Source organism: Limosilactobacillus portuensis (assembly GCF_028607025.1).
Classification (GTDB): Bacteria; Bacillota; Bacilli; order Lactobacillales; family Lactobacillaceae; genus Limosilactobacillus; species Limosilactobacillus portuensis.
Map to the genome: position 1 here is coordinate 1,606,494 of NZ_CP117296.1, position 22,832 is coordinate 1,629,325.

16 protein-coding genes are annotated in these 22,832 nt (G+C 42.2%); 3 read left to right on the forward strand and 13 right to left on the reverse strand.

Features of this window, described 5'->3' with window-relative positions; all coding sequences use genetic code 11:
- Nucleotides 1-12: 12 nt before the first annotated feature.
- The 7 genes from metG to trpS all read right to left on the reverse strand — a co-directional run bounded on the left by metG (nucleotide 13) and on the right by trpS (nucleotide 8,900).
- The gene (metG, locus tag PRK60_RS08280) at nucleotides 13-2,040 is read right to left on the reverse strand and encodes a methionine--tRNA ligase (protein ID WP_273645962.1); all 2,028 of its coding nucleotides are present in this window, start codon (nucleotides 2,038-2,040) and stop codon (nucleotides 13-15) included.
- Nucleotides 2,041-2,117: 77 nt separating this feature from the next.
- Entirely contained in the window at nucleotides 2,118-2,966 is an 849-nt protein-coding gene (locus PRK60_RS08285; RefSeq protein WP_102168270.1) for a DUF72 domain-containing protein, read from the reverse strand.
- 441 nt (nucleotides 2,967-3,407) lie between these two features.
- Nucleotides 3,408-4,109 (reverse strand): NAD-dependent protein deacylase, encoded by a 702-nt coding sequence (locus PRK60_RS08290; protein ID WP_102168269.1) that lies wholly within the window; start codon nucleotides 4,107-4,109, stop codon nucleotides 3,408-3,410.
- Between the two features lie 4 nt (nucleotides 4,110-4,113).
- Nucleotides 4,114-5,067, reverse strand: a complete 954-nt coding sequence (locus PRK60_RS08295) for an IpaB/EvcA family protein (protein WP_273645963.1) — start codon at nucleotides 5,065-5,067, stop codon at nucleotides 4,114-4,116.
- The gene (locus tag PRK60_RS08300; protein WP_102168267.1) at nucleotides 5,060-6,328 is read right to left on the reverse strand and encodes a hydroxymethylglutaryl-CoA reductase, degradative; all 1,269 of its coding nucleotides are present in this window, start codon (nucleotides 6,326-6,328) and stop codon (nucleotides 5,060-5,062) included. Before PRK60_RS08300 ends, PRK60_RS08295 begins: the two co-directional genes overlap by 8 nt.
- Nucleotides 6,321-7,271, reverse strand: coding sequence for a Ppx/GppA family phosphatase (locus PRK60_RS08305; RefSeq protein ID WP_102168266.1), 951 nt, complete (start codon nucleotides 7,269-7,271; stop codon nucleotides 6,321-6,323). Before PRK60_RS08305 ends, PRK60_RS08300 begins: the two co-directional genes overlap by 8 nt.
- A gap of 603 nt (nucleotides 7,272-7,874) precedes the next feature.
- A complete protein-coding gene (gene trpS, locus PRK60_RS08310; RefSeq protein WP_148444475.1) occupies nucleotides 7,875-8,900 on the reverse strand; it encodes a tryptophan--tRNA ligase in 1,026 nt (341 codons plus the stop codon).
- A 346-nt stretch (nucleotides 8,901-9,246) separates the two neighbouring features.
- Between trpS and PRK60_RS08315 the strand changes: the two genes are divergently transcribed.
- Nucleotides 9,247-10,155 carry a DNA-methyltransferase gene (locus tag PRK60_RS08315; RefSeq protein WP_244973983.1) on the forward strand — a complete coding sequence of 303 codons (909 nt, stop codon included), beginning with the start codon at nucleotides 9,247-9,249 and terminating at the stop codon, nucleotides 10,153-10,155.
- A gap of 119 nt (nucleotides 10,156-10,274) precedes the next feature.
- Here the strand turns inward: PRK60_RS08315 and PRK60_RS08320 are convergent, their stop codons facing one another.
- A complete protein-coding gene (locus PRK60_RS08320) occupies nucleotides 10,275-11,615 on the reverse strand; it encodes an FAD-dependent oxidoreductase (protein WP_102168264.1) in 1,341 nt (446 codons plus the stop codon).
- Nucleotides 11,616-11,740: 125 nt separating this feature from the next.
- Between PRK60_RS08320 and PRK60_RS08325 the strand changes: the two genes are divergently transcribed.
- Complete coding sequence (locus PRK60_RS08325; protein WP_102168263.1) at nucleotides 11,741-12,391, forward strand: Crp/Fnr family transcriptional regulator; 651 nt, start codon at nucleotides 11,741-11,743, stop codon at nucleotides 12,389-12,391.
- Between the two features lie 228 nt (nucleotides 12,392-12,619).
- On the opposite strand, the gene PRK60_RS08330 is transcribed toward PRK60_RS08325, so the two are convergent.
- Together PRK60_RS08330 and PRK60_RS08335 are read right to left on the reverse strand one after the other, a co-directional pair.
- Nucleotides 12,620-14,845, reverse strand: coding sequence for an alpha-galactosidase (locus PRK60_RS08330; RefSeq protein WP_273645964.1), 2,226 nt, complete (start codon nucleotides 14,843-14,845; stop codon nucleotides 12,620-12,622).
- A gap of 58 nt (nucleotides 14,846-14,903) precedes the next feature.
- The gene (locus tag PRK60_RS08335) at nucleotides 14,904-16,868 is read right to left on the reverse strand and encodes a sugar MFS transporter (RefSeq protein ID WP_273645965.1); all 1,965 of its coding nucleotides are present in this window, start codon (nucleotides 16,866-16,868) and stop codon (nucleotides 14,904-14,906) included.
- 257 nt (nucleotides 16,869-17,125) lie between these two features.
- Here PRK60_RS08335 and PRK60_RS08340 point away from each other — a divergent pair, with 257 nt between their 5' ends.
- Complete coding sequence (locus PRK60_RS08340; RefSeq protein ID WP_102168260.1) at nucleotides 17,126-17,962, forward strand: AraC family transcriptional regulator; 837 nt, start codon at nucleotides 17,126-17,128, stop codon at nucleotides 17,960-17,962.
- 356 nt (nucleotides 17,963-18,318) lie between these two features.
- Here the strand turns inward: PRK60_RS08340 and ndk are convergent, their stop codons facing one another.
- The 3 genes from ndk to PRK60_RS08355 all read right to left on the reverse strand — a co-directional run bounded on the left by ndk (nucleotide 18,319) and on the right by PRK60_RS08355 (nucleotide 22,753).
- Nucleotides 18,319-18,759: a nucleoside-diphosphate kinase gene (ndk, locus tag PRK60_RS08345; protein WP_102168259.1), complete on the reverse strand. Its 441-nt coding sequence runs from the start codon at nucleotides 18,757-18,759 to the stop codon at nucleotides 18,319-18,321.
- Nucleotides 18,760-18,853: 94 nt separating this feature from the next.
- Nucleotides 18,854-21,142: an RNA polymerase recycling motor HelD gene (helD, locus tag PRK60_RS08350; protein ID WP_273646446.1), complete on the reverse strand. Its 2,289-nt coding sequence runs from the start codon at nucleotides 21,140-21,142 to the stop codon at nucleotides 18,854-18,856.
- A gap of 66 nt (nucleotides 21,143-21,208) precedes the next feature.
- Nucleotides 21,209-22,753, reverse strand: coding sequence for a gluconokinase (locus PRK60_RS08355; RefSeq protein ID WP_273645966.1), 1,545 nt, complete (start codon nucleotides 22,751-22,753; stop codon nucleotides 21,209-21,211).
- Nucleotides 22,754-22,832 lie beyond the last annotated feature (79 nt).

A 22,832-nucleotide genomic window follows, 5' to 3' on the forward strand; every position in this document is an offset into this window, starting at 1 on the left:
TGGATAACCTGATTATTCAACGCCCATCCCAGGAACGAGTGAGTCAGGAACAGTCACAACAGTTACGTTACCATCCTTTTCCGCAGATAGAAGCATTCCTTGGCTAACTTCTCCACGCATCTTCCGTGGCTTCAAGTTAGCAACAATTAGGACCTTCTTGCCAACAAGAACGGCTGGATCTGGATACCATTCGGCAATTCCCGAAAGAATTTGCCGGCCATCTTCAGTCCCATCATCCATGTGGAACTTCAACAGCTTGTCTGCTCCTTCAACATGATCTGCTGAAGTAATTTGAGCAACCTTTAATTCAACCTTATCAAAAACATCAATCCGAATTTGCTTCTTACCAGTTGTTTCTTCTTCACTCATTGTTTTTTGCGCTTCTTTCTTTGCTTGTTCCATTGCTTTACGTCCCTTTTGCTTTTGGTTAGCACTCATTTGGCTCTTAATGAACTCAACTTCTTCCTTAACATCAAGTCGAGGGAAGATTGGTGTTCCCTTAGCAACCACTTGGGCAGTTTCAGGGAAATCGTTAAATTGTAAGTCAGTCAATTCAAGGTTCGTTCCTTCAAGACCAAGCTGGGTCACAATCTCCTTTGGTGCGTGGGTCATTACTGGCTGAATCAGTGCCGCAGTTACCCGTAAGCTCTTGGCAAGGTGAGTCATAACATCAGATAACTCAGCCTTCTTACTTTCGTCCTTAGCTAATACCCATGGTTCAGTTTCATCAATGTACTTGTTAGCCCGAGCAACCAATTTCCAAACAGCTGATAAGGCATCGGCAAAGTGAACCCGATCCATTTCCGCTTTAAATTCAGCAATTGCATTAGCGGCAGTTTGTTCAAGATCAGCATCATATTCAGTTGTGGTGTCATTTTGAGCAACTAGCTTACCATCTTGATACTTATTAATCATAGCAACGGTCCGGTTCAGTAAGTTCCCCAGATCGTTAGCTAGATCGTAATTGACCTTATCAACAAAGTCTTCTGGACTAAAGACCCCATCGTTACCAAACGGCATTGCCTTCAAGAGGTAGTAACGAGTAGCATCCAGGCCATAACGGTCAACCAACGTTTCAGGATAAATGACGTTTCCCTTTGACTTGGACATCTTCCCGTCTTTCATCGTCAACCAGCCGTGGCCGATAACATGCTTGGGTAGTGGTCGTCCAAGAGCATGGAGCATGATTGGCCAGTAAATCGTATGAAAACGAACGATTTCTTTTCCAACCATGTGAACATCAGCTGGCCAGTACTTCTTAAAGAGGCTGTCATCATCAGAACCATAGCCTAAAGCAGTAATATAGTTGGATAACGCATCAATCCAAACATAAACGACGTGCTTAGGATCATTAGGCACCTTAACTCCCCAGTTAAAGGAGGTCCGGGTAACAGCAAGGTCTTCAAGGCCCGGCTTTAAGAAGTTATTAACCATTTCGTTAACCCGAGTGTGCGGTTCAATAAAGTCAGGGTGTTCTTTATAATAGTTCATCAACCAGTCAGAATACTTGCTCATCTTAAAGAAGTATGATTCTTCTTCAACCAGTTGAACTTCGTGACCAGAAGGAGCCTTCCCCCCGATTACATTACCATCGTCATCACGGTAAACTTCAGCTAATTGGCTTTCAGTGAAGTATTCTTCATCATCAACTGAATACCAGCCCTTATATTTACCCTTATAAATATCGCCCTGGTCAATAAACTTTTGGAAGATTTTTTGGACAGCTTTTTCATGATAGTTATCCGTTGTCCGAATAAACTTATCATTAGTGATTTCCATTGTCTTCCAAAGCTTCTTAATTCCGGCAACCATTTCATCCACGTATTCTTGTGGTTGTTTGCCCAGTTTTTCAGCTTTCTGTTCAATCTTTAACCCGTGTTCATCAGTTCCGGTTAAGTAGAAAACATCATAGCCCATTAACCGCTTATAACGCGCTTCAGCGTCACAAGCAACGGTCGTATATGTATTACCAATATGTAATTTACCAGATGGATAGTAAATTGGCGTTGTAATGTAATAAGTTGGTTTTTGTTCAGCCATATGAGGCCCCTCTTTCTTATTAATTCCTAATTTTTAATTAATCTTTAGTATAGCATTATCCGTAACCCACTCCAACCTCAAAAGAGATCTAGTTGTTGAGGATCCCGCGGGGCAAGGCCACTAAATTTAACTCCCATTAACTTTTGCAATTGAAGAGCATTCGGTGCGGCATCCCCACCAGAATTGTTATTAAAGATTACGCAGAGTTCCTGCGGTTGAGGATTAACCTGACTAATCTTTTGAGCAAAACCGGCTAGCTCTTCTTGCGTATAACGATAAAGCGTCCGCGTCTTCCGCCATTCTTTTCCCGCGTTATCCCAGCCTTTTCTGTTACGGCCATGTAGCCTAATCATTGCTAGTTTAGGATTGGTCGTTGCTAGGTAAAACGGAACGGACGTAACTGTATCATGAGGTTCATCCGCGGCAACTAGGGTAAATTGCAGATCCTGGCAATACGAGACTAACGAATCAACCACTCCCGGTCGATACCACGAATTGTTACGGAGCTCAATTGCAATTGGTAAGTCACCAAGCCAGTCACGAACCAGCTTTAAATATTCAATATCCTTTACTTCCGCATCGAAGTACGGTGGAAATTGGAAAAGAATTGTTTTTAACTGCCCAGTAGCAATCAATGGCGCAATCGTTCGTCGATACTGCTGAAATAGTAGTGCTAATTCACCCTTTTCCTGATTTCGCTGATGGAGAGTCATTCCCTGATGAGCCTTAATAATGAACTGAAACTCACTTGGTACTTGGGAAAGCCAGTTCTGAATCGTCGCCATTTGGGGCAACGCGTAGAAAAAAGTATCAATTTCAACCGTTGGCAGGTGTTGGGCATACTCGTTTAGCGTCACTGGCCGTTGCTCGCCATTGATTAACGCTGGGTGTTCAGTCCATGTTGTCAATCCCATTGTAATTTTCATGTATTTTCCCTCCCTTGTATTCTCAGCGATTTCTTATTTTCTCAAAAATAAATCTATACTCATTTATTCTGGCGATTAATTGCCGTCATCATCACTTTTATGCACAATTTCCACTAATTCCACGCAAAATATACAAAAATAGCCTTTTAAGAAATGAGACGTCTTCTTAGAGTTGTTCCATTCTGTAATCGTTCATGATATCTTGAAGGTGGAAACAATGAGTGTCCAAAAATGAAAGGAGCGATCAAAATGTCATTAACTACAAAGACTATTCGGAACGTATTTTCACTAAAGAAGAGTGGTAACGAAAAACGTCATCAGGGGATGCCATTTAAGGTCGCTGGCAAAGTGATCTACTTCAATTAATTACCTCGTTTCAATAAAAAGAAGCTGCTAGTTTGCGTTTAGTCTTGTTGATTTGCGCACGGCAGCTTCATTTTTTTATTTTACTTGTAATTCCTTGAAGAATTCAGTTGCATCAGTCTGGATCATTTCAAAATCACACGGTAACTGAAGGGCTTCCTGATTAATCGCTACTACCTTGGCGGTTGGGTTTCGGTATTCAAGAAGGCCAGCAAATGGGTAAACCTTCATTGAAGTTCCAACAATGACAACCAGATCTGCCTGTTGCATTGCGCGAACGGAATTAATAATGTTTTCCTGCTTAATCCCTTCATCGTAAAGAACAATATCAGGACGCAGTGCCCCGCCATCCTTTTGGTGAAGCCGACTCTTTAAATACTCGTCTACCGAAACAGTTTCATGGCATTTTTCACAGTAGACATTAAAAAGGTTCCCGTGAAAGTCGATCAAGTGTTTAGTTCCTGCTTCTTCATACAGGTTGTCAATATTTTGGGTGATTACCGTAGCCCGATCTTGTTGAGTTAAGGCTGCCTGTTTTTGGTGAATGATATTCGGCTTAGCATCAGGGAAATATAAATTTTCCTTGCAAAACTGATAAAAGCCTTCTGGATCACTGACAAAATAACGGTGACTTAAATAATACTCCGCATTCCGGTCCTTAGTATACAATCCATTTGCAGAACGAAAATCCGGAATCCCGGAGGCAGTTGAAACCCCTGCTCCAGTTAAAAACACAATCCGTTGAGCATTATCAAATAATTGCTGTACTGCTTGTTCCATTAAATTACTTCCTTATGATATATGGAATATGATTTTGTTCTAAGAATTTCTTTACGGGCTGATCATAAATCTGCTTAAACTCTTCTGGCGAATGCTTAGCAGTAGTAAATGAATTTTGACCAATATTCCGGCGAAGGCCAACATAGGCGGGCTTCCCGGTCTTCCGGTCCTTCATTCCAGAATTAAAAATTTCAAATACCTGACGAACTTCAAGACGTAATTGACGTTCACTTAATACTGGTGAAAGGGTCGTAAATTTATCATTATTTAATGCTGGAAGACCCCATTCTTCCATTTGCTGATCATACAAGGAATAAATTTTGACAATCGATCGCCACATGTCAAAGGCGTTCTTTATTGGCTTTTTTGTAATTTCAGCATATATCTTTTTGGCTGCTGCCAATGCCTTAGGATAATTATTCTGTAATTGTTCCTCGTATCTTGCCAAGTGGTCACCAAAGAATACCAATGCATCAAGCAAGGTCAATAACCGCAAAGCTCGTTCATCATCGTCTTCGCTTTCAGGAGTTAATGTATGTTCAACCCCCTTAAGATACTCTTCTTCTACCCGCTTATTAATGAAGCCATGCTTCCGTTGTTCCGCAACCACAACCCGGTGCATTGCAACGTTATACAGATCTGTCGACATGATCATCATTTGTTCATCAAGTTCTCGGTCACCTAAAGAAAGCTGGAAGAAAATTTGCGGAAATCCCCGAAGAAGCATTAATAGGTGTAGCAATTCGTGGGAAGCTGTATAGTTTGGTTCCGTTAAATCAGTTACTAAAATTACCAAAGCACCTGGAATCGTCTGCTGGGTAGCTTGATCATGGCGAACATAACCAGCCCGCTTGCCCTTAAATTGAACAAAGACTGACCCCTCTGGATACAGTTCATTAACCTGGTCGAGGAGGACTTTATTTGCATCATTTAACTTGATTTCTTGTTCTTCACTCATTGGTGGACTCCTTTCGTAACGTTGTCAATAATTGTTTAGCAACTTCACGATCAACATGTGGTTGCTGACTAAGTTCTTTTACTAATTGTTCGATTTCTGATTGTTTTGCGCCAACGCTAATTGCTAAGGAACGGTATTGGAGTTTCATATGGCCTGCTTGAATCCCGGTAGTAGCTAATGCCCGGATCGCTGCCAGGTTCTGTGCTAATCCTAAACTGGTAATCACAGCCGCTAATTCTTGGGCGGTCTGAATTCCACTCAAATGGTAATTGAGGCTCGTCAAAGGATTCAGCCCGATTGAACCGCCAACCACACCAACTGGCATTGGCAGGGTTAATTTTCCTTCAAGGTGATTGTCATTAATTTGCCATGTGCTAAGGCCACGATACTGACCATCACGACTAGCATAAGCATGAGCGCCGCTTTCAATTGCCCGCCAATCATTTCCACTTGCAATTAACGCAGCGTCAATTCCGTTCATGATTCCCTTATTATGAGTTGCTGCCCTGTATGGATCGACCTGAGCCAAATCACTTAAATCAGCGATCCGCTTGGCAACTTCTTCGCCCCTCATCTGCTTCGTCGCTAATTCCGCGTAATCAACACTACAAGTTACGGTTTGCAAACTATCCGTGGCGTAATTACTGAGAATAGCAGTAACAACATGAACACCATTTTCACGCAAGTAATGGGCAACTGCTTCTGCCATCGTATTAACTGTATTTGCGCCCATTGCCTGACAAACGTCAATCAGCAAATCAATACTAATGAACCGTCCAACTTGACGAATACGAACTTGCTTAGCACCGCCGCCCCGCTTTTGCATTGATGGGTGAGCGGCATTTGCAATTGTAATTAATGTTGATTCCTGATTCTTTAGCCAGTTAATTTTAGCTTCTAGATCATTAGGCAACTCAACAACTACTTGGCCTACCAGCGCTCGTGAAGCTTTTTCTGCCTTAAAGCCACCAGACTTAGCTATCCGCTGCGCCCCATTATTAGCTGCCGCAATTACTGAAGGTTCCTCAATAACAAGCGGTACAGTATAATCCTTGCCATTAACTACTAGATTAGTAACTATCCCCTCTGGCAATGGGTAATCAGTAATGTAATTTTCAACCAAGTCATTTCCTAAATCACTTGTATGCTGTTCGAGTAATTCCTGTTCCGACCGGGAAAGCCGATAACGATCGGCAAGTATTTGCCGTCGTTGTTCAGGAGTTAGCCGATAAAAGCCGTGTGCCCATTGCATTTTACTCATGATGTTTCTTCCTTTGGTTAACGTACTCGGTGATAATTCCTTCACGAACACCACTTTCGGAGAAGATCACCCGGCCATCACTATTCCGTTGCAAGAGTGAAACTAGTGGCAGCATCCCGCCGATAATAATGTCTGCCCGTTCTGGTTCTAATCCTGGCATCCTTTTGCGTTGGGCAAGGTTCTTACTTAAAAGTTCCCGATAAGTTGCAAAAACAACTCGTGAAGACAATTGATATCCATGAATCGACCCTGAAGAATGGCGCCGTCCATGATGGTGGTAGGCCCGAGTCATTCGTGCAAGCGTTCGGTTAGCACCACCCAAGAGGACAATTGGTACCCGAGTAGCATAACGAAGCCACGGAATTTTCGTCAACCGTTCATTCATCGAAACCTGTGCCCGAAACAGGTCAGTGGCGCGAACATACCCTCCTAAGTGGAATTGTTCGGATAAGTTAACTGCACCAACAGGAAGTGAGATCAGGTCCCGTGCCCGCCGCTGCTGAACTAAAATCAACTCACAACTTGCGCCACCAACATCTAAAATTAAACAGTGGTTGAGTTTGAGTGTCCGAATGACACCCAGGTAATCGTAATATGCTTCTTTTTTCCCCGAAAGAACTTGCAAGTGAATACCAACTTCATTTTCGACCCGGTTTAAGAATTCTTGACGATTCTTTGCCTGACGAACTGCTGCCGTTGAGATTGCTCGTACCTGAATATTAGGTACCATTGAATAAATTTTCTTGAACCTTTTTAAGGCAGCAATCGTTCGATCCATTGCATTTTTCTGAAGCACTTTCTCCCGGCCCATTCCTTCTGAAAGACGAGTATTTTCTTTGACCCGTTTGATTTCACGAAAACGACCATCAGGTGCAATTTCGGTAATTGCCATCCTTGTCGAATTGGAACCAAGATCAACAATCGCGAGGTTTTCTTCCACCATTTTCACCTCCGATAATCTGTATTTTATTTAGAAAAAAGCGAAATTTAATATCCTCTTAATAATACCATGTTCTTCAACAGAGTGTGAACCCGTTAACTATCGGAAGGACGGAAGATTATTTTTTATGGTTAGTTCTTGGTGAAATTTGACCAGATAAAACACGACCCATATTTGTTAGGGGCTGGGACTAACAATTATGGGTCGTGTTTGAATGTAAATGTAGCTAACTTATTCACTCGGGACTTGTTAGAATTAGTATTCTAGGTAAAACTGAGCTGAAACGTGTTCGCCGTGACCGCAACTTCCGCCTAGATGATGTTCTACTGCAGCATAGCCAAAAACGTGCTCAGCCTAAGCTCCCTCAAGATAACGACCTCTCTCCTAGGCGCAAGTCGCCTTCGTCGAGAGAAATCGTTATTAATGCAGCAGAGCCGAGATCTGCTCGCCAGGAACTTGCTAGAGTTAACAAACTCTCTGCTAGGCAACTTAGCCGAAACATGCTCGCCCTAACCTTCCTCGAGCTAACGACCTCCGACTCCGACGGCAAGACGCCGTTCGTCGGAGAAATCGTTAGCCACCGGAAGGTTTTAACGGGCTCGCACTCTAATCAAAATAATTAATCCCAATTGCGTCGCGGACTTGTTTGAGAGTTTGGTTAGCGACTTCATTGGCGTGGGCGGATCCTTCTTGAAGGATTTGGTCGACGTAATCAAGGTTCTTTGCGTATTCTTCACGACGCTTTCGGATTGGTTCAAGTTCGGTTTCAAGAACATCGTTTAAGTAACGCTTGATCTTAACATCGCCAAGGCCACCAGCTTGATACTGTTCCTTTAATTCAGCAACCTTTTCCTTATCCGGATCAAAAATATCAAGGTAGGTAAAGACAGTGTTTCCTTCAATATGACCTGGATCGCTCACCTTAATGTGTGTTGGGTCGGTATACATGGACATTACTTTCTTTTGAACCGTATCAGCATCGTCTGAAAGATAGATCGCGTTACCGAGTGACTTACTCATCTTTGCATTACCGTCAAGACCCGGGATCCGTCCTTCACCCTTTGGCGGGAAGACTCCTTGTGGTTCAACCAGAATGTCTTCATTGTAAATCCGGTTGAATGACCGAACAATTTCCCGCGTCTGTTCAAGCATTGGTTCTTGATCATCCCCAACCGGAACCGTATCCGCCTTAAAGGCAGTGATGTCTGCTGCTTGGCTCACCGGATAAATAAAGAAACCAGCTGGAACACTCTCACCAAACTTTTTCTGTTGAATTTCGGTCTTAACAGTTGGATTCCGGTGAAGACGGGCAATCGTTACTAAGTTAAGGTAGTGCATCGTTAATTCACTTAAAGCAGGAATTTGTGATTGAACAAAAATTGTTGCCTTTTTAGGGTCAATGCCAACTGCCAAGTAATCTAACGCCACTTCATGAAGACTTTTCCGGATTTTTTCTGGATCACGGGCATTATCAGTCAACGCCTGTTGGTCAGCGATCATGATAAAGGTATTGTAATCACCAGTATTTTGTAAACGGACCCGATTCTTTAATGAGCCAACATAGTGACCAATATGAAGCTTCCCGGTTGGTCGGTCACCCGTTAAGATTGTGTGCTTTTTTTCTTCAGCCATTGTATTTCCTCCTTAAATTAAAAACGCCCTACTAGCTATTCAAACTAATAGGACGCATCAACTGCGCGGTACCACCTAAATTGCAGCGAACCACTGCCACTTTAATATCATTTTTAATTGTAACCAGTTCGTGCTTTGGGGATCTTTTCATCAACCATCCCTCGCTGTTACTCACACTACTTATTTACCGACTATTTTAAGCTATTCTCCCAGGAAAAATCAAGATTAGGTCACGGGATCTTGTATAATGGAACTATGATTTAACATTAGTACGGGAGTGAGAGTCGTGAAATCAAAGCGCAATAAAACGATTGATTTTAGCCTAGCGGACGCACCAGCAGATGTGATGGCAAAGATCATTCAATCTAAAAAGGAAGAACCTTTTTCTCTTGATCAGGTTACCGATAAGGTGATCAACGGCGATTCATTTCGGGTAATGGACCAACTGCCAAGTCATTCAATCGATCTTGCGCTTGTCGATCCTCCGTATAACCTAAATAAAAAGTACGATGGCATGACGTTTAAACAAATGAAGCCAGCTGAATACCAACAATACACTGAGGGCTGGATTAATAAGCTAAAGCCACTATTAAAGGCTAGTGCTAGCGTCTACGTCTTTGCGGATTGGGAAACCAGTATCGTCCTCGCTCCAGTATTAGAGCAGCACTTCACGGTCAAAAATCGAATTACTTGGCAACGGGAAAAGGGTCGGGGCGCGCTAACCAACTGGAAGAACAGTTCTGAAGACATCTGGTTCTTAACCGTTGACCCCCATGATTATGTATTTAACGTTGATCAGGTTAAACAACGGCGACCAGTAGTAGCACCATATAAGGAAGATGGTCACGCTAAAGATTGGCAGGCAACTAAAGCCGGCAACTTTCGTGATACCATGCCCAGCAACCTTTGGGATGATATTTCAATTCCTTATTGGTCAATGCCTGAGAATACAGATCACCCGACCCAAAAACCTGAAAAACTAATGGCCAAAGTTATCCTTGCTAGTTCTAATCCTGGTGACCTAATTTTTGACCCCTTTGCTGGTGCTGGTTCAAGCCTGGTTACAGCTAAAAAACTAGGACGTCATTTTATTGGCATTGAGCAAAGCCTCCTCTACTGTGCATGGGGACAATATCGGCTTAACAAGGCTAATAATGATTCACATATCCAAGGATACGCTGATGGCGTGTTTTGGCCACGAAACAGTTTATCCCTCCAAAAAAAATATTTGAAGGAAAAAGATAATTTAAAATAAAGAGAGAGTCCAGGGAAAAGCAAAATACTTTCTCCTGGACTCTAATTATTATTAATAGTTTCAGTCTAATCACGGCTTGCTTCGCGTTGTCAGCAAAGCACAAGTGCTAGTTCTCGTTCCTACTTATTTGCCTTAGCAACAGCAGCTTGAGCTAAAATGTTCAGATAATTAAATGGTCGATCAAAGTTTGGCTGGAAGAGCATGTCAACAAAAGCGAGGTAATCAATTGTGTGCTTATCTTGAATGCATAATGACAAGACACCAGCTGACTGAGCAACATCATACTTACTCATCAATTGACCACCAATGATTTGCCGAGTCTTCTTATCCCAAACAAGGGTCATCAAAACTTTTTCAGTCGTTGGCATAAATTCTGGACGGTAATTATCTTCAATCGTTACTGAGTCCGCATCAATTCCTGCTTCCTTAGCATTTTCCAACGTTAAGCCTGAAGAAACCATTGTCGTCCCATAGAGGTTCAAGCCAGAACTAGACTGGGTTCCCATGTCACGCATCTTGTTGCCAAAAATGTTAACACCGACCATCGTTCCCTGACGAATTGCGTTGGTTGCCAACGGAATGTAAGCATCCTTACCAGTTGGGTTGTAGTGAACACTGGTAGAATCTCCAGCAGCATAAATATCGGGATCGGATGATTGCATGTATTCGTTAGTTACGATTGCTCCATTATCATGCATCTTAACTTTGCCCTTGAGAAGATCAGTGTTTGGTCGGAAGCCAACACAAAGAATCGCAATATCAGCATCAAAACTTCCCTTATCCGTCTTCACGGTTACCCCATCGTCATGTTCTTCAAAGGCAGTTACTCGCTGATTAAAAGCTAGGGTTGCTCCATGATCCTTAAATTGCTGTTCAATTCGGTCGGTATATTCCTGATCGAAGTACTTGTGAAGCATCCGTGGTGCCCCATCAATCAATGTTACATTCTTGTTCTGGCGAGTATAAGCTTCAACCAATTCAACACCGATATAACCAGCACCAATAACTACTACTCGTTGGGCATCCTTAGCAGCACTAAATAGTTTCTTAGCATGATGGTAATTCTTGCATAAGTATACATGCTCACCGTCAACACCCTCAATTGGCGGAATAACTGGCCATGAACCAGTGGTATCAACTAACTTATCGTAGTGGTCGATCTTTTCTTCACCAGTTACTAAATCAGTTACCTTAACCGTCTTTGTTTCGGGATCAATGCTGGTAACATTATGTTGCATGTGAACTTCAGCACCTAGTTGACTTAATTGCTCAGGACTGGAGTAAAACATTGCATCTGGATCACCAACATCCCCGCTTAGGTAAACAGCAATTCCGCATGACAAGAATGAAACATTATCGTTCCGCTCATAGATAGTCACATCAGTCTCCGGATGATCCTTTAAAATTTGGGTAGCGGTAATTGTTCCGGCATGGGTACAACCAACAATAATAACCTTCATTTTGATAGCCTCGCTTTGTTCAATAATTAACTTAAATATTTAAACAAGTACCAAAACTTGTTGCTTTGATTATATGCAGAAGTATGTATAATTAAATTGATTTAAATCAAGAAAGGATGGTTAATTTGTCCAAACATTCTGAAGTTGCCTGTCTAAGCAAAGCCTCAATTTTCAAGAATTTGCCACTCTCCCTAAAAAAGAAGTTAGTGACAATCACCTCTCACCAAGACTTTTTTCCGAAAGGGAGTCTAATCCGTCAACCATTAGACGGTCAGGATGGAATGATCGTAATTGATTCAGGACACGCCAAAATCTATTCATTAAACGAAGATGGTAAAGAAACGGTCCTCGGCGTCTTGGCAAAGGGTGATTCGACCGGGCAAGAAAATTTATTTAGCCAAAAAGATCACGAAAACTTCATCCAGGCGACAGAAGATTGTCTGGTGTGTTCTATGAACCGACAAGATTTTCAAAAGATGTTAAATGAAACACCCGATCTTTCCTTGACGCTTTTAAATGATTTTGGTCAGCGCTTAATAATGGCAGAGAAGAATACCATTCGGCGAAACTCAATGAACGCTCAGGATCGGGTTCTTGATTACCTTAAGGAAGAAGGAACCCGAGCAGGAAACGTCTCATTTACCCTCCCATTCAAGAAAAAGGACTTAGCTAATTTTCTCGGATTAACTCCAGAGACGTTAAGTCGACAACTAAACTCACTTCAGTCGGCTGGAAAAATTACCGTTAACGGCCAACAAATAACGCTGAATAATTAAAAAGATACGAAGCTGGGAATTAACTTTCTCGGAGGGACGGTTGACTAACCTAGAACGATGAATGATGATGAGAAATCATCAGAGTCGTTCGTAGTTAGGCTCGAGTCCCTCAGTTAATTCCCGCGATTAGACTCTCTAAGTTCGGAGATTAATAAGTATATATAGAGGGCGGGAAAAACGTTAAGTTTTTTCCCGCCCTCTCATCTTTAAATTTTAACTATGTTAATCCTATTTAACTTTCTTCGCGATGAACAGCCGACTGCTAAAGTCTGACGGATCCTTTTCGGACTTCGTGCGGTCCATAATCCGCGGAACAAAGTAACCAGCATTCATTAACTCAGCTCCAGAGAACCGTTCCTGACCATCATTAACAGTGTAGGTAACTTCTGGATCTAGGCCAGCAAAGTATACCCGAATATAAGCAGGGTTAGCACCGTTGAGGATTTGGAATCGGGCAAGAATTGCTTCACTCCGGTCCTCGTTAACTACTTGCCAACCATAGACATTATCATTATTGGTGTCTGGATTATCAAGTCGGTAAAACTTCCCGAATTGGAAGAGGTGCCGATACTGCTTGTAGAAAGCCACCTGCTTCTTAATAGTGGCTAGTTCATCTGCAGCCATCTTGGTAATGTCCAATTCATAACCAAAGTCACCAAAGTAAGCAACCGCTGCCCGCGTATCAAGCGACGTTAACCGCCCAACTTGATCATTTGGAACAGCCGAAACATGGGCGCCCCACATATTCTGGGTATAACCATATGAAGTTCCATCTTGAATTTTAATCCGTTCAACGGCATCAGTATCATCACTGCACCAAGCTTGTGGAGCATAGTACATCATTCCAAGATCGAACCGGCCACCACCTGAAGCACATGATTCAAAAAGAACCTTCGGGAAGGCCTCGGTTAACCGAGCATATAATTGATAAACACCCAGGATATACCGGTGCGGGAATTCAAGCTGTTGGTCAGCAGGTAACTTTGCACCGTACATTTCAGTGATATTTCGGTTCATGTCCCACTTAATATAGTCAAGCTTCGTTTGCTTAATAATTGCACTCATATGCTCGAATAAGTAGTCAACAACTTCTTGCCTGGTCATATCAAGAACATACTGGTTTCGAGCAGGAGTCCCTTGACGTCCAGGAGTTGCAATCATCCAATCAGGGTGCTTTTCATAAAGCTTACTATCAACTGAAATCATTTCTGGTTCAAACCAGAGACCAAATTTCATCCCCTGGTCGTGAACCCGATCAGCAAAGCCACTGATTCCATTACTAAACTTCTTTTGGTCAACAAACCAGTCACCTAAACTGGATTTATCATCGTCCCGGTGACCAAACCAGCCATCATCAAGGACAAACATTTCGATTCCAAGCTTATCAGCCTGCTCAACGATCTTCATTAACTTTGCTTCGTTAAAGTCCATGAAAGTAGCTTCCCAGTTGTTAATCAAGATTGGTCGATCTTGGTGGGCAAAATGCTGGTTAATCAGGTGATCTTGATAGAAAGCACCTAACTGCTGACTCATTCGGTTTAAGCCATCGCTAGTATAAGTCATCACGGCTTCTGGAGTTTGGAAACTTTCACCATTTGCTAGCTTCCAACCAAAATCATCTGGATTAATTCCCACTAATACCCGAGTGGTGTCAAATTGATCGACCTCAACCGAGTCAATGAAGTTACCAGAATAAATGAAGTTAAACCCAAAGGCTGCTCCCTGGTGGTTATCAGTATGTAGCCGGGCCAAAGCAAAGAATGGGTTTTGTTGGTGGCTTGAGGCAACCCGCAAGCTACCGATACTTTGAATTCCGGAACGGAGCGGTGTCCGGATTAAGTGGCGTTCCCGAGCCCAACTTCCTGAGAATTGAAGCATATCATAATCATGATCTGGCAAATCTAATTGGAGACTAAGGGCCCGATCAAGAGTTACGGCTTCTTGACCACGATTAATGAAGGTTGCACTCCGAACGATGACATCTTCTTTTTCAAAGACAGTGTAGTGAAGTTGGAGAACAAGGTTAGCTAACTCATCTTTAAAAGTTACCGTCAGAGTTTGTGAATCATCACCCTGATCGTCGAATGCTGACGGCATGTTCTTAAGTCGTTCCTTGCCATCTGCAACTTCATAACCTGTATATTCAAATTCTGAAGTTCGTGAACCGTTTGGATAGGTAATTTGGTAAGCAGGATAACGGTAATCCCCTTTTCCAAGACCCGCATACTCCTGCTTAATGAGTTCCAACTGAAAGTCGCTTTGGTCAACAGTTAACGTGTTTGTACAATCACGTTCTTCACGACTGGCAAGGTTAGGGTAATCCTTTTTTACAGGAATCTGGGGACCGTAATATAATTGTCCCGCATTCCCATTTTCCAGAATTTTGAAGATGTAACTTGTCTTTGCCGTTTGCAAATGGAATAACTTGTGCTCTTCATTAACGTGGATACTCATTGTAGATAACTCCTTTAATTAGTATTGTAAGCATTTACATTATCAATTATAACCTTGTTTACGCTGGATCACTAGTCAATTTCAACGCTGATGGATCGTTTTCTGGTTTAGGATCTGTTAGATCAACTTCCATAACTGGGTCCCCTGAATTAACCTGCTTACCCGCTTTTTTCATGATTGTAATTGGCCCAAGCTTCTTAGCATTCGTAACCGTAACAATCACCGTATCATCAAGCCCAGCTTTCTTAATCACTGGATCCCAAAATTCGATTAACTCTTGACCCTTGTGAACTCGCTGACCATTTTCTACATATGAAACAAAGCCAGTACCTTTTAGTTTAACCGTCCCAATTCCGACGTGAATCAAGAGGGCGACCCCGTCATCACTTACAAGACCAACCGCATGACGAGTCGTAAATACCTGTTTAACGGTTGCATCAAATGGAGCAAATACCCGACCATCAGTTGGCTTAATTGCAAAGCCATCACCAGCCGCTCCAGATGAGAATGTCTCATCGTTAACATCAGCAAGCTTAATTAGCTGACCATTAATTGGTGCTGGAATAACAACCTGGTTTGGTGTTTTTTCTCCTTTATCCAAGTGTTTTCCCCAAGTCTTTTCAAGCTGAGCAACGATCTCCGCGTGCTTTTCTTCACTCAAGAAGACTTTCTTACCGAAAACAAAGATTGAAATAACAACTATGACTGCGGGAACCGCAAACATCAGTAATTTAAAATTGTGGGCCTGAGTAACCGTAATGGTTGATGCTGATGCACCGGTTGTCATTCCCGCAATAATCGCTACTTGACCAACAACACCATTAGCTACGGCACCACCAAACTTATCCAATAGTGGCCGTACAGACAGGGCAAGCGATTCATCACGGTGTCCCAGCTTTAATTGGCTGTATTCAACGGAATCTGTAATTACCATTAGAACAATTAAAAAGACGATTTGTTGTGGTAAACCAAATAATGAAGCTGCTAGAAGAACTAATGCTAAGTTATCACCGGCAACAGCAAAGAGGCTAAGTCCACATAAAAGGCAAACTAACGCACATGTGAATAACGTTTTTCGGCTAAACTTCTTTGAGAGAATCGGAAATAGTGATGTCGCAACAATTCCTAAGGCAATATTAATCGTTGAAAAAATCGAGAATGCCTTCGGTCGTCCCATAATATATGTAAAATAGTACACTTCCAGCGAGTTAACGATATTAATTGCAACACAGTAAAAGAGGTATGCGCAGCCAACCCACATTAATTGATCGTTCCCCGAAAGGACTTTGAAGATGCCAACAATTCCAACTGTATCCTGCTTATTCTTTCGAATTGACGAATTAACTTCACGGGTAAAGATCCCAACGCCCCATGCTGAAATCAGGGCAAGAAAACAGATAATTAGTGCAAACATGAACCACCCACGGTCATCTCCCGTGCTAGTTCCCTTAGCAGAAAAGAAAAGGACGGCTGGCATAACCAAGATACCAACTAATCCACCACCAATTGCGGAACCAACTCGTGCATAGGTCGCTGTTTTTTCCCGCTCACGAGAACTGGTGGTTAACGATGGCAACATTGACCAAAAGCCAACGTCCTTAAATGAATAGAAGATATCCATTGTGATGTACAATACCGCAAAGAGAACCAAATAACCGATCGCGCTCTTTTTATATAGGCCACCCATATTGGTGAAAAGTAATAGAAGAATTACCGCTGAAACAGTCCCACCAATTACAACCCATGGGCGAAAATGTCCCCAGCGTGTCTTCGTCCGGTCAATTGCATTTCCAATAAAGGGATCAATGAATAATTCAATAAAGCGAAGACACATAATGATTAGCGTTACCGCACTAATCATTTTGTTATCTAATGCCTTGTTACCAGTATCAAAAAGGTGCGAAGTAATAAACATGATTAGGTACCCACACAGCAGCCCATAAAACGAATCATTACCAAATGCACCAAAACTATAGGCAAGACGCTCGCGCATCGTCATTTTGCCATTATTACTAGTACTCATAATTCTTCCTTCTCTCTAGTTATAATAAAAGCGTTTTCTGTATCCGCTTTCAGAGTTTGCATTCATTATATTTGATAAGCGTTTATCATTCCATGGTTAAGTGTACGAAAAAAATGCCATTTATCTCATAAGACAAATTGACATTTAATATTGATAAATTGTATTATAGTGCTAATTCTTTTGGCTTGTTTTATCAACAAATTACCATGTCATATAAAAATTTTAACAATTCGAAGTAGCTTTAAAGGAGTATCATGATGGACGGAGAATATAAAAGCTTAACCGGGAAGAGTTTGGAAAGTAACATTCTTTTTATTGGACAGTATAATTGTCCACCAAATTACTTTTTCCGGGGAAATAATGTTCGGGATAATTACGTTATCCACTATATTCAAGATGGCTGTGGGAGCTTTTCATCTGCAAACCATCCTGCAGTAACCTTAAAAAAAGGGGATATTTTTATTCTTCCAAAAGGCGTCCCCTGCTTTTACCAGGCCGATGGTCAGGATCCGTGGAAATACTTTTGGATCGGTTTTTCTGGTACCAAGATAAAAACAATGCTTGCTGGCTCGGAATTGAATAAAAAGCGTTATTTACGTCAAGTCCAGGATAGTCAATTCTACTCCAGCCTACACAAATTATTTACCACCCTAAAAAAGCCGAGTTCGCTTGGAAATGATATCCTAGTTGAAGCACTTACCTATCAAATGTTTTACCAGCTTGTTACTGAGTACCCTGATAAAGCGCCTCACGCTAACACCAAGGCTCAGCAAAGACTCCAGCTTGCTAATTACTATTTAAGAGAACATTACCAGGATAGTAACTGCAACATCGAAGATCTTTGCCATCACCTTAATATCTCCCGAAGCTACCTATATAACCTGTTCAAATCACAAATGAACGTTTCACCGCAAAAGTTCCTTACCCAGTTACGAATGGAAGATGCCCAACAGCAGCTTGTAAATACCGATGATCCTATTCAGGTAATTTCCCGTCGTGTTGGTTACAAAGACGAATTCACCTTTTCCAAAGCATTCAAACGTTATAGTGGTTTCAGCCCAAAGTTATACCGAGCAGGATCACACTCTAATTAGTTTCGTAAATAAAAATGGACCGGAAATTCCAGTCCATTTTTATTTATGAAGATTTTTGTGAAATTATCAGATTAGCTAATGATTTTAGGCAACCGAGTCGAGATCTGCGCAGTAGCTGATTGACTTCTTTTATCAACAAGTTGATAGCAAGAAGTCTAATCAGCCTTGCGAGGGTTCACAGACGAAAACAAGTTTTCTGGTTCACTCCTTCGTCAGGAACTTGCATGTTCTACTGCAGCATAGTCGAAACGTGTTCGCCCTAACCTTCCTCGAGCTAACGACCTCCACCTCCGACGGCATACCGCCGTTCGGTGGAGAAATCGTTAGCCACCGGAAGGTTTTAACGGGCTCACACTCTAGCCCTGTGTAAATTCAAATTCTGGGAACCAGATTTTGATTTCTTTAGTAGCAGAGGAAGGTTCGTCGGAAGTGTGAACAATATTCCGAAGGTTGCCATCTGGCCATTCACGACCGTAGTCACCACGAATAGTTCCCCATTCGGCTTCAACTGGGTTGGTAGCACCAGCCATGTTGTGAATTGCCTTGATAACATTTGTTCCAGAAACGACAATTCCCACGATTGGCCCTTCTGTCATGTATTCAAGTAATTCAGGGAAGAATGGCTTATCAACCTTATCAGCATAGTGTTGACGGAGCAATTCTTCAGTTGGTTGAATCATCTTTAAGGCTTCAATCTTGTAGCCCTTTCGTTCAATTCGGGTAATAATTTCCCCAATATGGCGGGTCTTAACACCATCGGGTTTTACTAAAACTAATGTGTATTCGTCTTTTACCATGGCGAAACATCTCCTCACATATCAATCTAACATACCTAGACTAACATAAGTCGTTTTATAATGAAAGCGCTTTTTCAATTATTTTACTAGTCTTTTACCTTATTAATTCATGTTCAATCGTTAGTTGTTGACTAGCCTTTTCATTAACTGCCGTACTTACTTGCCCATTACTAATCATCGTCAGATCATGCATTGCCCGAGTAGCCATTGTGTAGAACATCCCAATTTCATCGGTTCCCTTAAGGTTTGCTTGCGAAACATCATAGGCAATCACTGAATCGAATTCAAGTCCCTTAGCCAGATAAACGGGAAGAACTAAGATTCCACTCGGCAGTTCTGTATCGTTCATATCTAGCAAATGAACATTGGAAAATTGTCGATGCAATTGACGGTAAACCTGTTGTGCTTGCTCCTGATCCTTAGTAAGGATCGCAACTGTTTCATATTGTTCATGATACTTTTCAACACTGTCTTGTAGCGCCTGTTCAACAGCATCAGCTGAAGAACGAACCAGAAGCGCTGGCCGTTGCCCATGACGGGTAAATGACACTATTTGATCACCATCAGGCAACAGCGCTTTAGCAAAGTCCGTAATTTCCTTTGTTGATCTGTAGCTTCGGCGTAACGAAATTAGATTAGGATGCTTAGCTACTAGCGTTTTGCTCAGACGTGCCAATAATTGCTCAGGTAGTTCCAATGGTTTAAACAGTGCCTGTTCGCTATCACCGAGAACAGTAAACTTGGCTCCTGGAAAAGCGTGACGCAGGTAGATCATCATTGCCACTGAATAATCCTGCATTTCATCAATAAAGACATACTTAAACGAATGGTTCTGCCCACTCCCCATTAATAAATCGCGCAAGTACATCAGCGGGGCCGCGTGCATCATTGCCAAACGGTGCATTTCTAATTCATTACTATAATTATCAATCATCCGTCGCCACTCTTCCCGGTGAATCTCTTCAGGCAATGGCAACTGTCGCAGCCAATTTGCGTACTGACTATAAATATCAATGAAATAGTCATTATAAATTGCGTCAGCGACAATCCTTAGTCGTCGTTTTGCCCAGCGATATGCAAGGTAAGCATATTGCTCATCTTCATCCCGAAAATCATCAATCGTCTTTTTACCGTATAAATTATGAAGTTGCTGAGTATCAAGACTATCAAGTTCCTTAGCTACCCAGTCCTTTTTTGCTTCTTCTTTTACTCGCCGCTGAAGTTCGCGGATTAACTTATTCTTTAACTGAACCATTCGATTAGCGGTCTTCATTGCGGTTGGCTGTTTTTGATAGAGTTCTTGAATATGCTCAGCAGTGAAAAAGACCCGTCCTTCAAAAGTAATGTTACTAAATTGAAGCTGCTCATCCATTAGATGGGTTGCATACCGATGAATATCATTCATTGCCGGTTGACTTTCTAAGAAGTCGTCAATTCGGCGATCTTGGTTCGATGCCCGTTGACGCTTTTCATATCTCTCAAAAATATTTTCTACTTGTAAACCTTCAAACCGGCGCCGAACAAAACCTGACATTGTCACCTGACGCATGTTTCGTTCCCCAAGGCTCGGTAAGACTTGAGAAATATAGTGGCTAAAGAGTCGATTGGGACTAAAGAGGACAATCTGATCGGCATTTAATGCGGTTCGACTATGGTAAAGGAGGTAGGCAATCCGTTGTAAAACTGCTGAAGTTTTCCCCGATCCAGCAACCCCTTGTACTAGTAAGAGATCACTATGGGTATCGCGGATGATGTCATTTTGTTCCTGCTGGATCGTGGCAACAATGTTATGCATGTATTGATCATTTTGCTCACCAAGAGCGGCCTGGAGTAATTCATCTCCCACCGTTTCATTAGTATCAAACATGTTAACGATCCGCCCATCTTTAATGGTAAATTGGCGTTTCTTAATTAAGACCGTTTCCCGAATTCCATTCGGTGTTTCATACCGCACCTCACCTAACGTTCCGTTGTAGTAAACACCCGAAATCGGTGCCCGCCAATCATAAATGAGAAAGGCAGTTTTATCATCATTCATTAGCGAAGCCGTTCCAATATATAACGTTTCCGGTTGATCTTTACCAGGATCCTGAATATCAATCCTCCCGAAATACGGTGTCTGCTTAAGATTTTGCAGTGTCTTTAACTGCCGGCGAAGGATCGTTTCACTTTCAGCTGCTCGTGATACTAACTGCCGCTGCTGTTCGATCATTGCTCGTGATTCAGCAATGTCGTCAATTTCATACCGGTTAATTGAGGCATTTTCACTGTAATTCTTTTCAACCGCTCGAGTTTCCTTATGGGCATCAGCAAGTGCCTTCTTAGTTTCAGCTATTTGTTTGTCGATCTGCTTCATTACTAAATCGACCCGCTGCTGCTCCATGTGTCGTTCCTGTTCTTCGTTCACACAAAAGCCTCCTCTGAATCAGTCTAACTATTGTAGCACTATTTAATTGTCACCATGAAGTGAAGCGAGCTCACTCTGAAGATTAGCAATTGTTGGATAAGATGGGGCCAATAGCTTTTCAACCTGGCAGAATACGGGAAAAAGGTGCTTATAAACCGCAACTGATTGTGGTTGTGGATCATATTTTGTTTTCTCACCGAGATAAGTTGTTACAACATCATAGTTACTAGCAAGGCCGCTACTCTGCATTATCAAAATAGCTGCTCCAAGACATCCTGATTCAAAAGAAATCGGGACATTAACCTGGCAATCTAAAATATCCGCTAGCATTTGCCGCCAAATTTTCGACCGAGCAAAGCCACCTGTAGCCGTAACTGATTGCGGTTTCCCCACTAACTTGATTACTGTCTCAAAAACACTCGCAATATTAAAGTTAATCCCCTCAAGAACTGCCCGAAGCATGTCGGCTCGGGTATGCAGTACAGTCAGACCAAAGAAATCGCCCCGGGCATTTGCATCCCAAATCGGTGCCCGTTCACCTCCTAAATAAGGATGAAATAACAGGCCGTGACTCCCAGTCGAGGTTCCCTCAATTATCCGGTTTGCTAATGTATAGCGATCGACTTGTTCGTTCTCTAAGGCTCCATGATCAATTAGATGGTGCACTGCCCATTGAAAAACGTCTCCACCATTGTTTAGCGGACCACCAACAATCCAGTGCTTTTTGTCTACCATATAACAAAATAGTCGTTTTTGTGGATCTATCACCGGTCGATCCGTAATTACCCGAACGGCGGCTGATGTTCCAATCGTAATGGCAACCTGATTAGGCTTAATCGCGCCAACACCAATGTTAGAAAGGGCGCCATCAAAGGCACCATATACAAACGGCGTGCTGCGTGGGACATCCATTTTCTGGCGTTCACTTTCCACCATCACTGTCTCTTGGGAAGTTGGCTCAGTAACAATCGGTAATTGCTTTTCACTAATTCCAGCTAATTTTAGAGCAGCTTGGTCCCACTTTCCGGTATGAATATCCAATAAACCTGTACAACTCGCAACAGAAAGATCAACCTTGAACTTCCTAAATAAGCGCCAAAAGATGTATGACTTGATATCTGCTACATGACGTATTTGGCGAAAAAGCTCCGGGTGTTCTCGTCTAATCCAGATTAACTTAGCTAAGGGCGTCATCGGGTGAATTGGCGTTCCCGTCGTCTGATAAAGCTGCTTTCCTTCTGGTGTCTCTTTCAGTTTCAAGGCATCTTGACGAGCACGGGTATCAGCCCAGGTAATAATTCTGGTCAAGGGATGGTAATGTTCATCGAGTAACAGTAAGCTTTGATTAGCCGTTGAAAATGCAACACCAAGTAATTGTCCCGTTTTTAAATCAGCCCGATGAGTTGCCGCCCGAATTACCGTTTCAACTGCTTGAAAGATTTCTTCTGGATCTTGTTCCGCCATCCCCTGTGGGTCGCGGTAAATGAGGTAATTCTTAATAAAATGGCCGATGATCGTTGCATTTTCATCATACAGCACTGCTTTAGTCGCGGTTGTACCAACATCAACCCCAATTAGATACTTCATTATTTTCATCCCTCTCAGCATTCAAAGGAGGTCGGCAAATTTTATTTCTCACCGACCTCCTTTATTTACAAAATATTCT

Bases quoted from the DNA above. Each gene is read 5' to 3' on its own strand.
- metG (WP_273645962.1), bottom strand. From the start codon at position 2,040: ATGGCTGAACAAAAACCAACTTATTACATTACAACGCCAATTTACTAT.
- PRK60_RS08285 (WP_102168270.1), bottom strand. From the start codon at position 2,966: ATGAAAATTACAATGGGATTGACAACATGGACTGAACACCCAGCGTTA.
- PRK60_RS08290 (WP_102168269.1), bottom strand. From the start codon at position 4,109: ATGGAACAAGCAGTACAGCAATTATTTGATAATGCTCAACGGATTGTG.
- PRK60_RS08295 (WP_273645963.1), bottom strand. From the start codon at position 5,067: ATGAGTGAAGAACAAGAAATCAAGTTAAATGATGCAAATAAAGTCCTC.
- PRK60_RS08300 (WP_102168267.1), bottom strand. From the start codon at position 6,328: ATGAGTAAAATGCAATGGGCACACGGCTTTTATCGGCTAACTCCTGAA.
- PRK60_RS08305 (WP_102168266.1), bottom strand. From the start codon at position 7,271: ATGGTGGAAGAAAACCTCGCGATTGTTGATCTTGGTTCCAATTCGACA.
- trpS (WP_148444475.1), bottom strand. From the start codon at position 8,900: ATGGCTGAAGAAAAAAAGCACACAATCTTAACGGGTGACCGACCAACC.
- PRK60_RS08315 (WP_244973983.1), top strand. From the start codon at position 9,247: ATGGCAAAGATCATTCAATCTAAAAAGGAAGAACCTTTTTCTCTTGAT.
- PRK60_RS08320 (WP_102168264.1), bottom strand. From the start codon at position 11,615: ATGAAGGTTATTATTGTTGGTTGTACCCATGCCGGAACAATTACCGCT.
- PRK60_RS08330 (WP_273645964.1), bottom strand. From the start codon at position 14,845: ATGAGTATCCACGTTAATGAAGAGCACAAGTTATTCCATTTGCAAACG.
- PRK60_RS08335 (WP_273645965.1), bottom strand. From the start codon at position 16,868: ATGAGTACTAGTAATAATGGCAAAATGACGATGCGCGAGCGTCTTGCC.
- PRK60_RS08340 (WP_102168260.1), top strand. From the start codon at position 17,126: ATGGACGGAGAATATAAAAGCTTAACCGGGAAGAGTTTGGAAAGTAAC.
- ndk (WP_102168259.1), bottom strand. From the start codon at position 18,759: ATGGTAAAAGACGAATACACATTAGTTTTAGTAAAACCCGATGGTGTT.
- helD (WP_273646446.1), bottom strand. From the start codon at position 21,142: ATGGAGCAGCAGCGGGTCGATTTAGTAATGAAGCAGATCGACAAACAA.
- PRK60_RS08355 (WP_273645966.1), bottom strand. From the start codon at position 22,753: ATGAAGTATCTAATTGGGGTTGATGTTGGTACAACCGCGACTAAAGCA.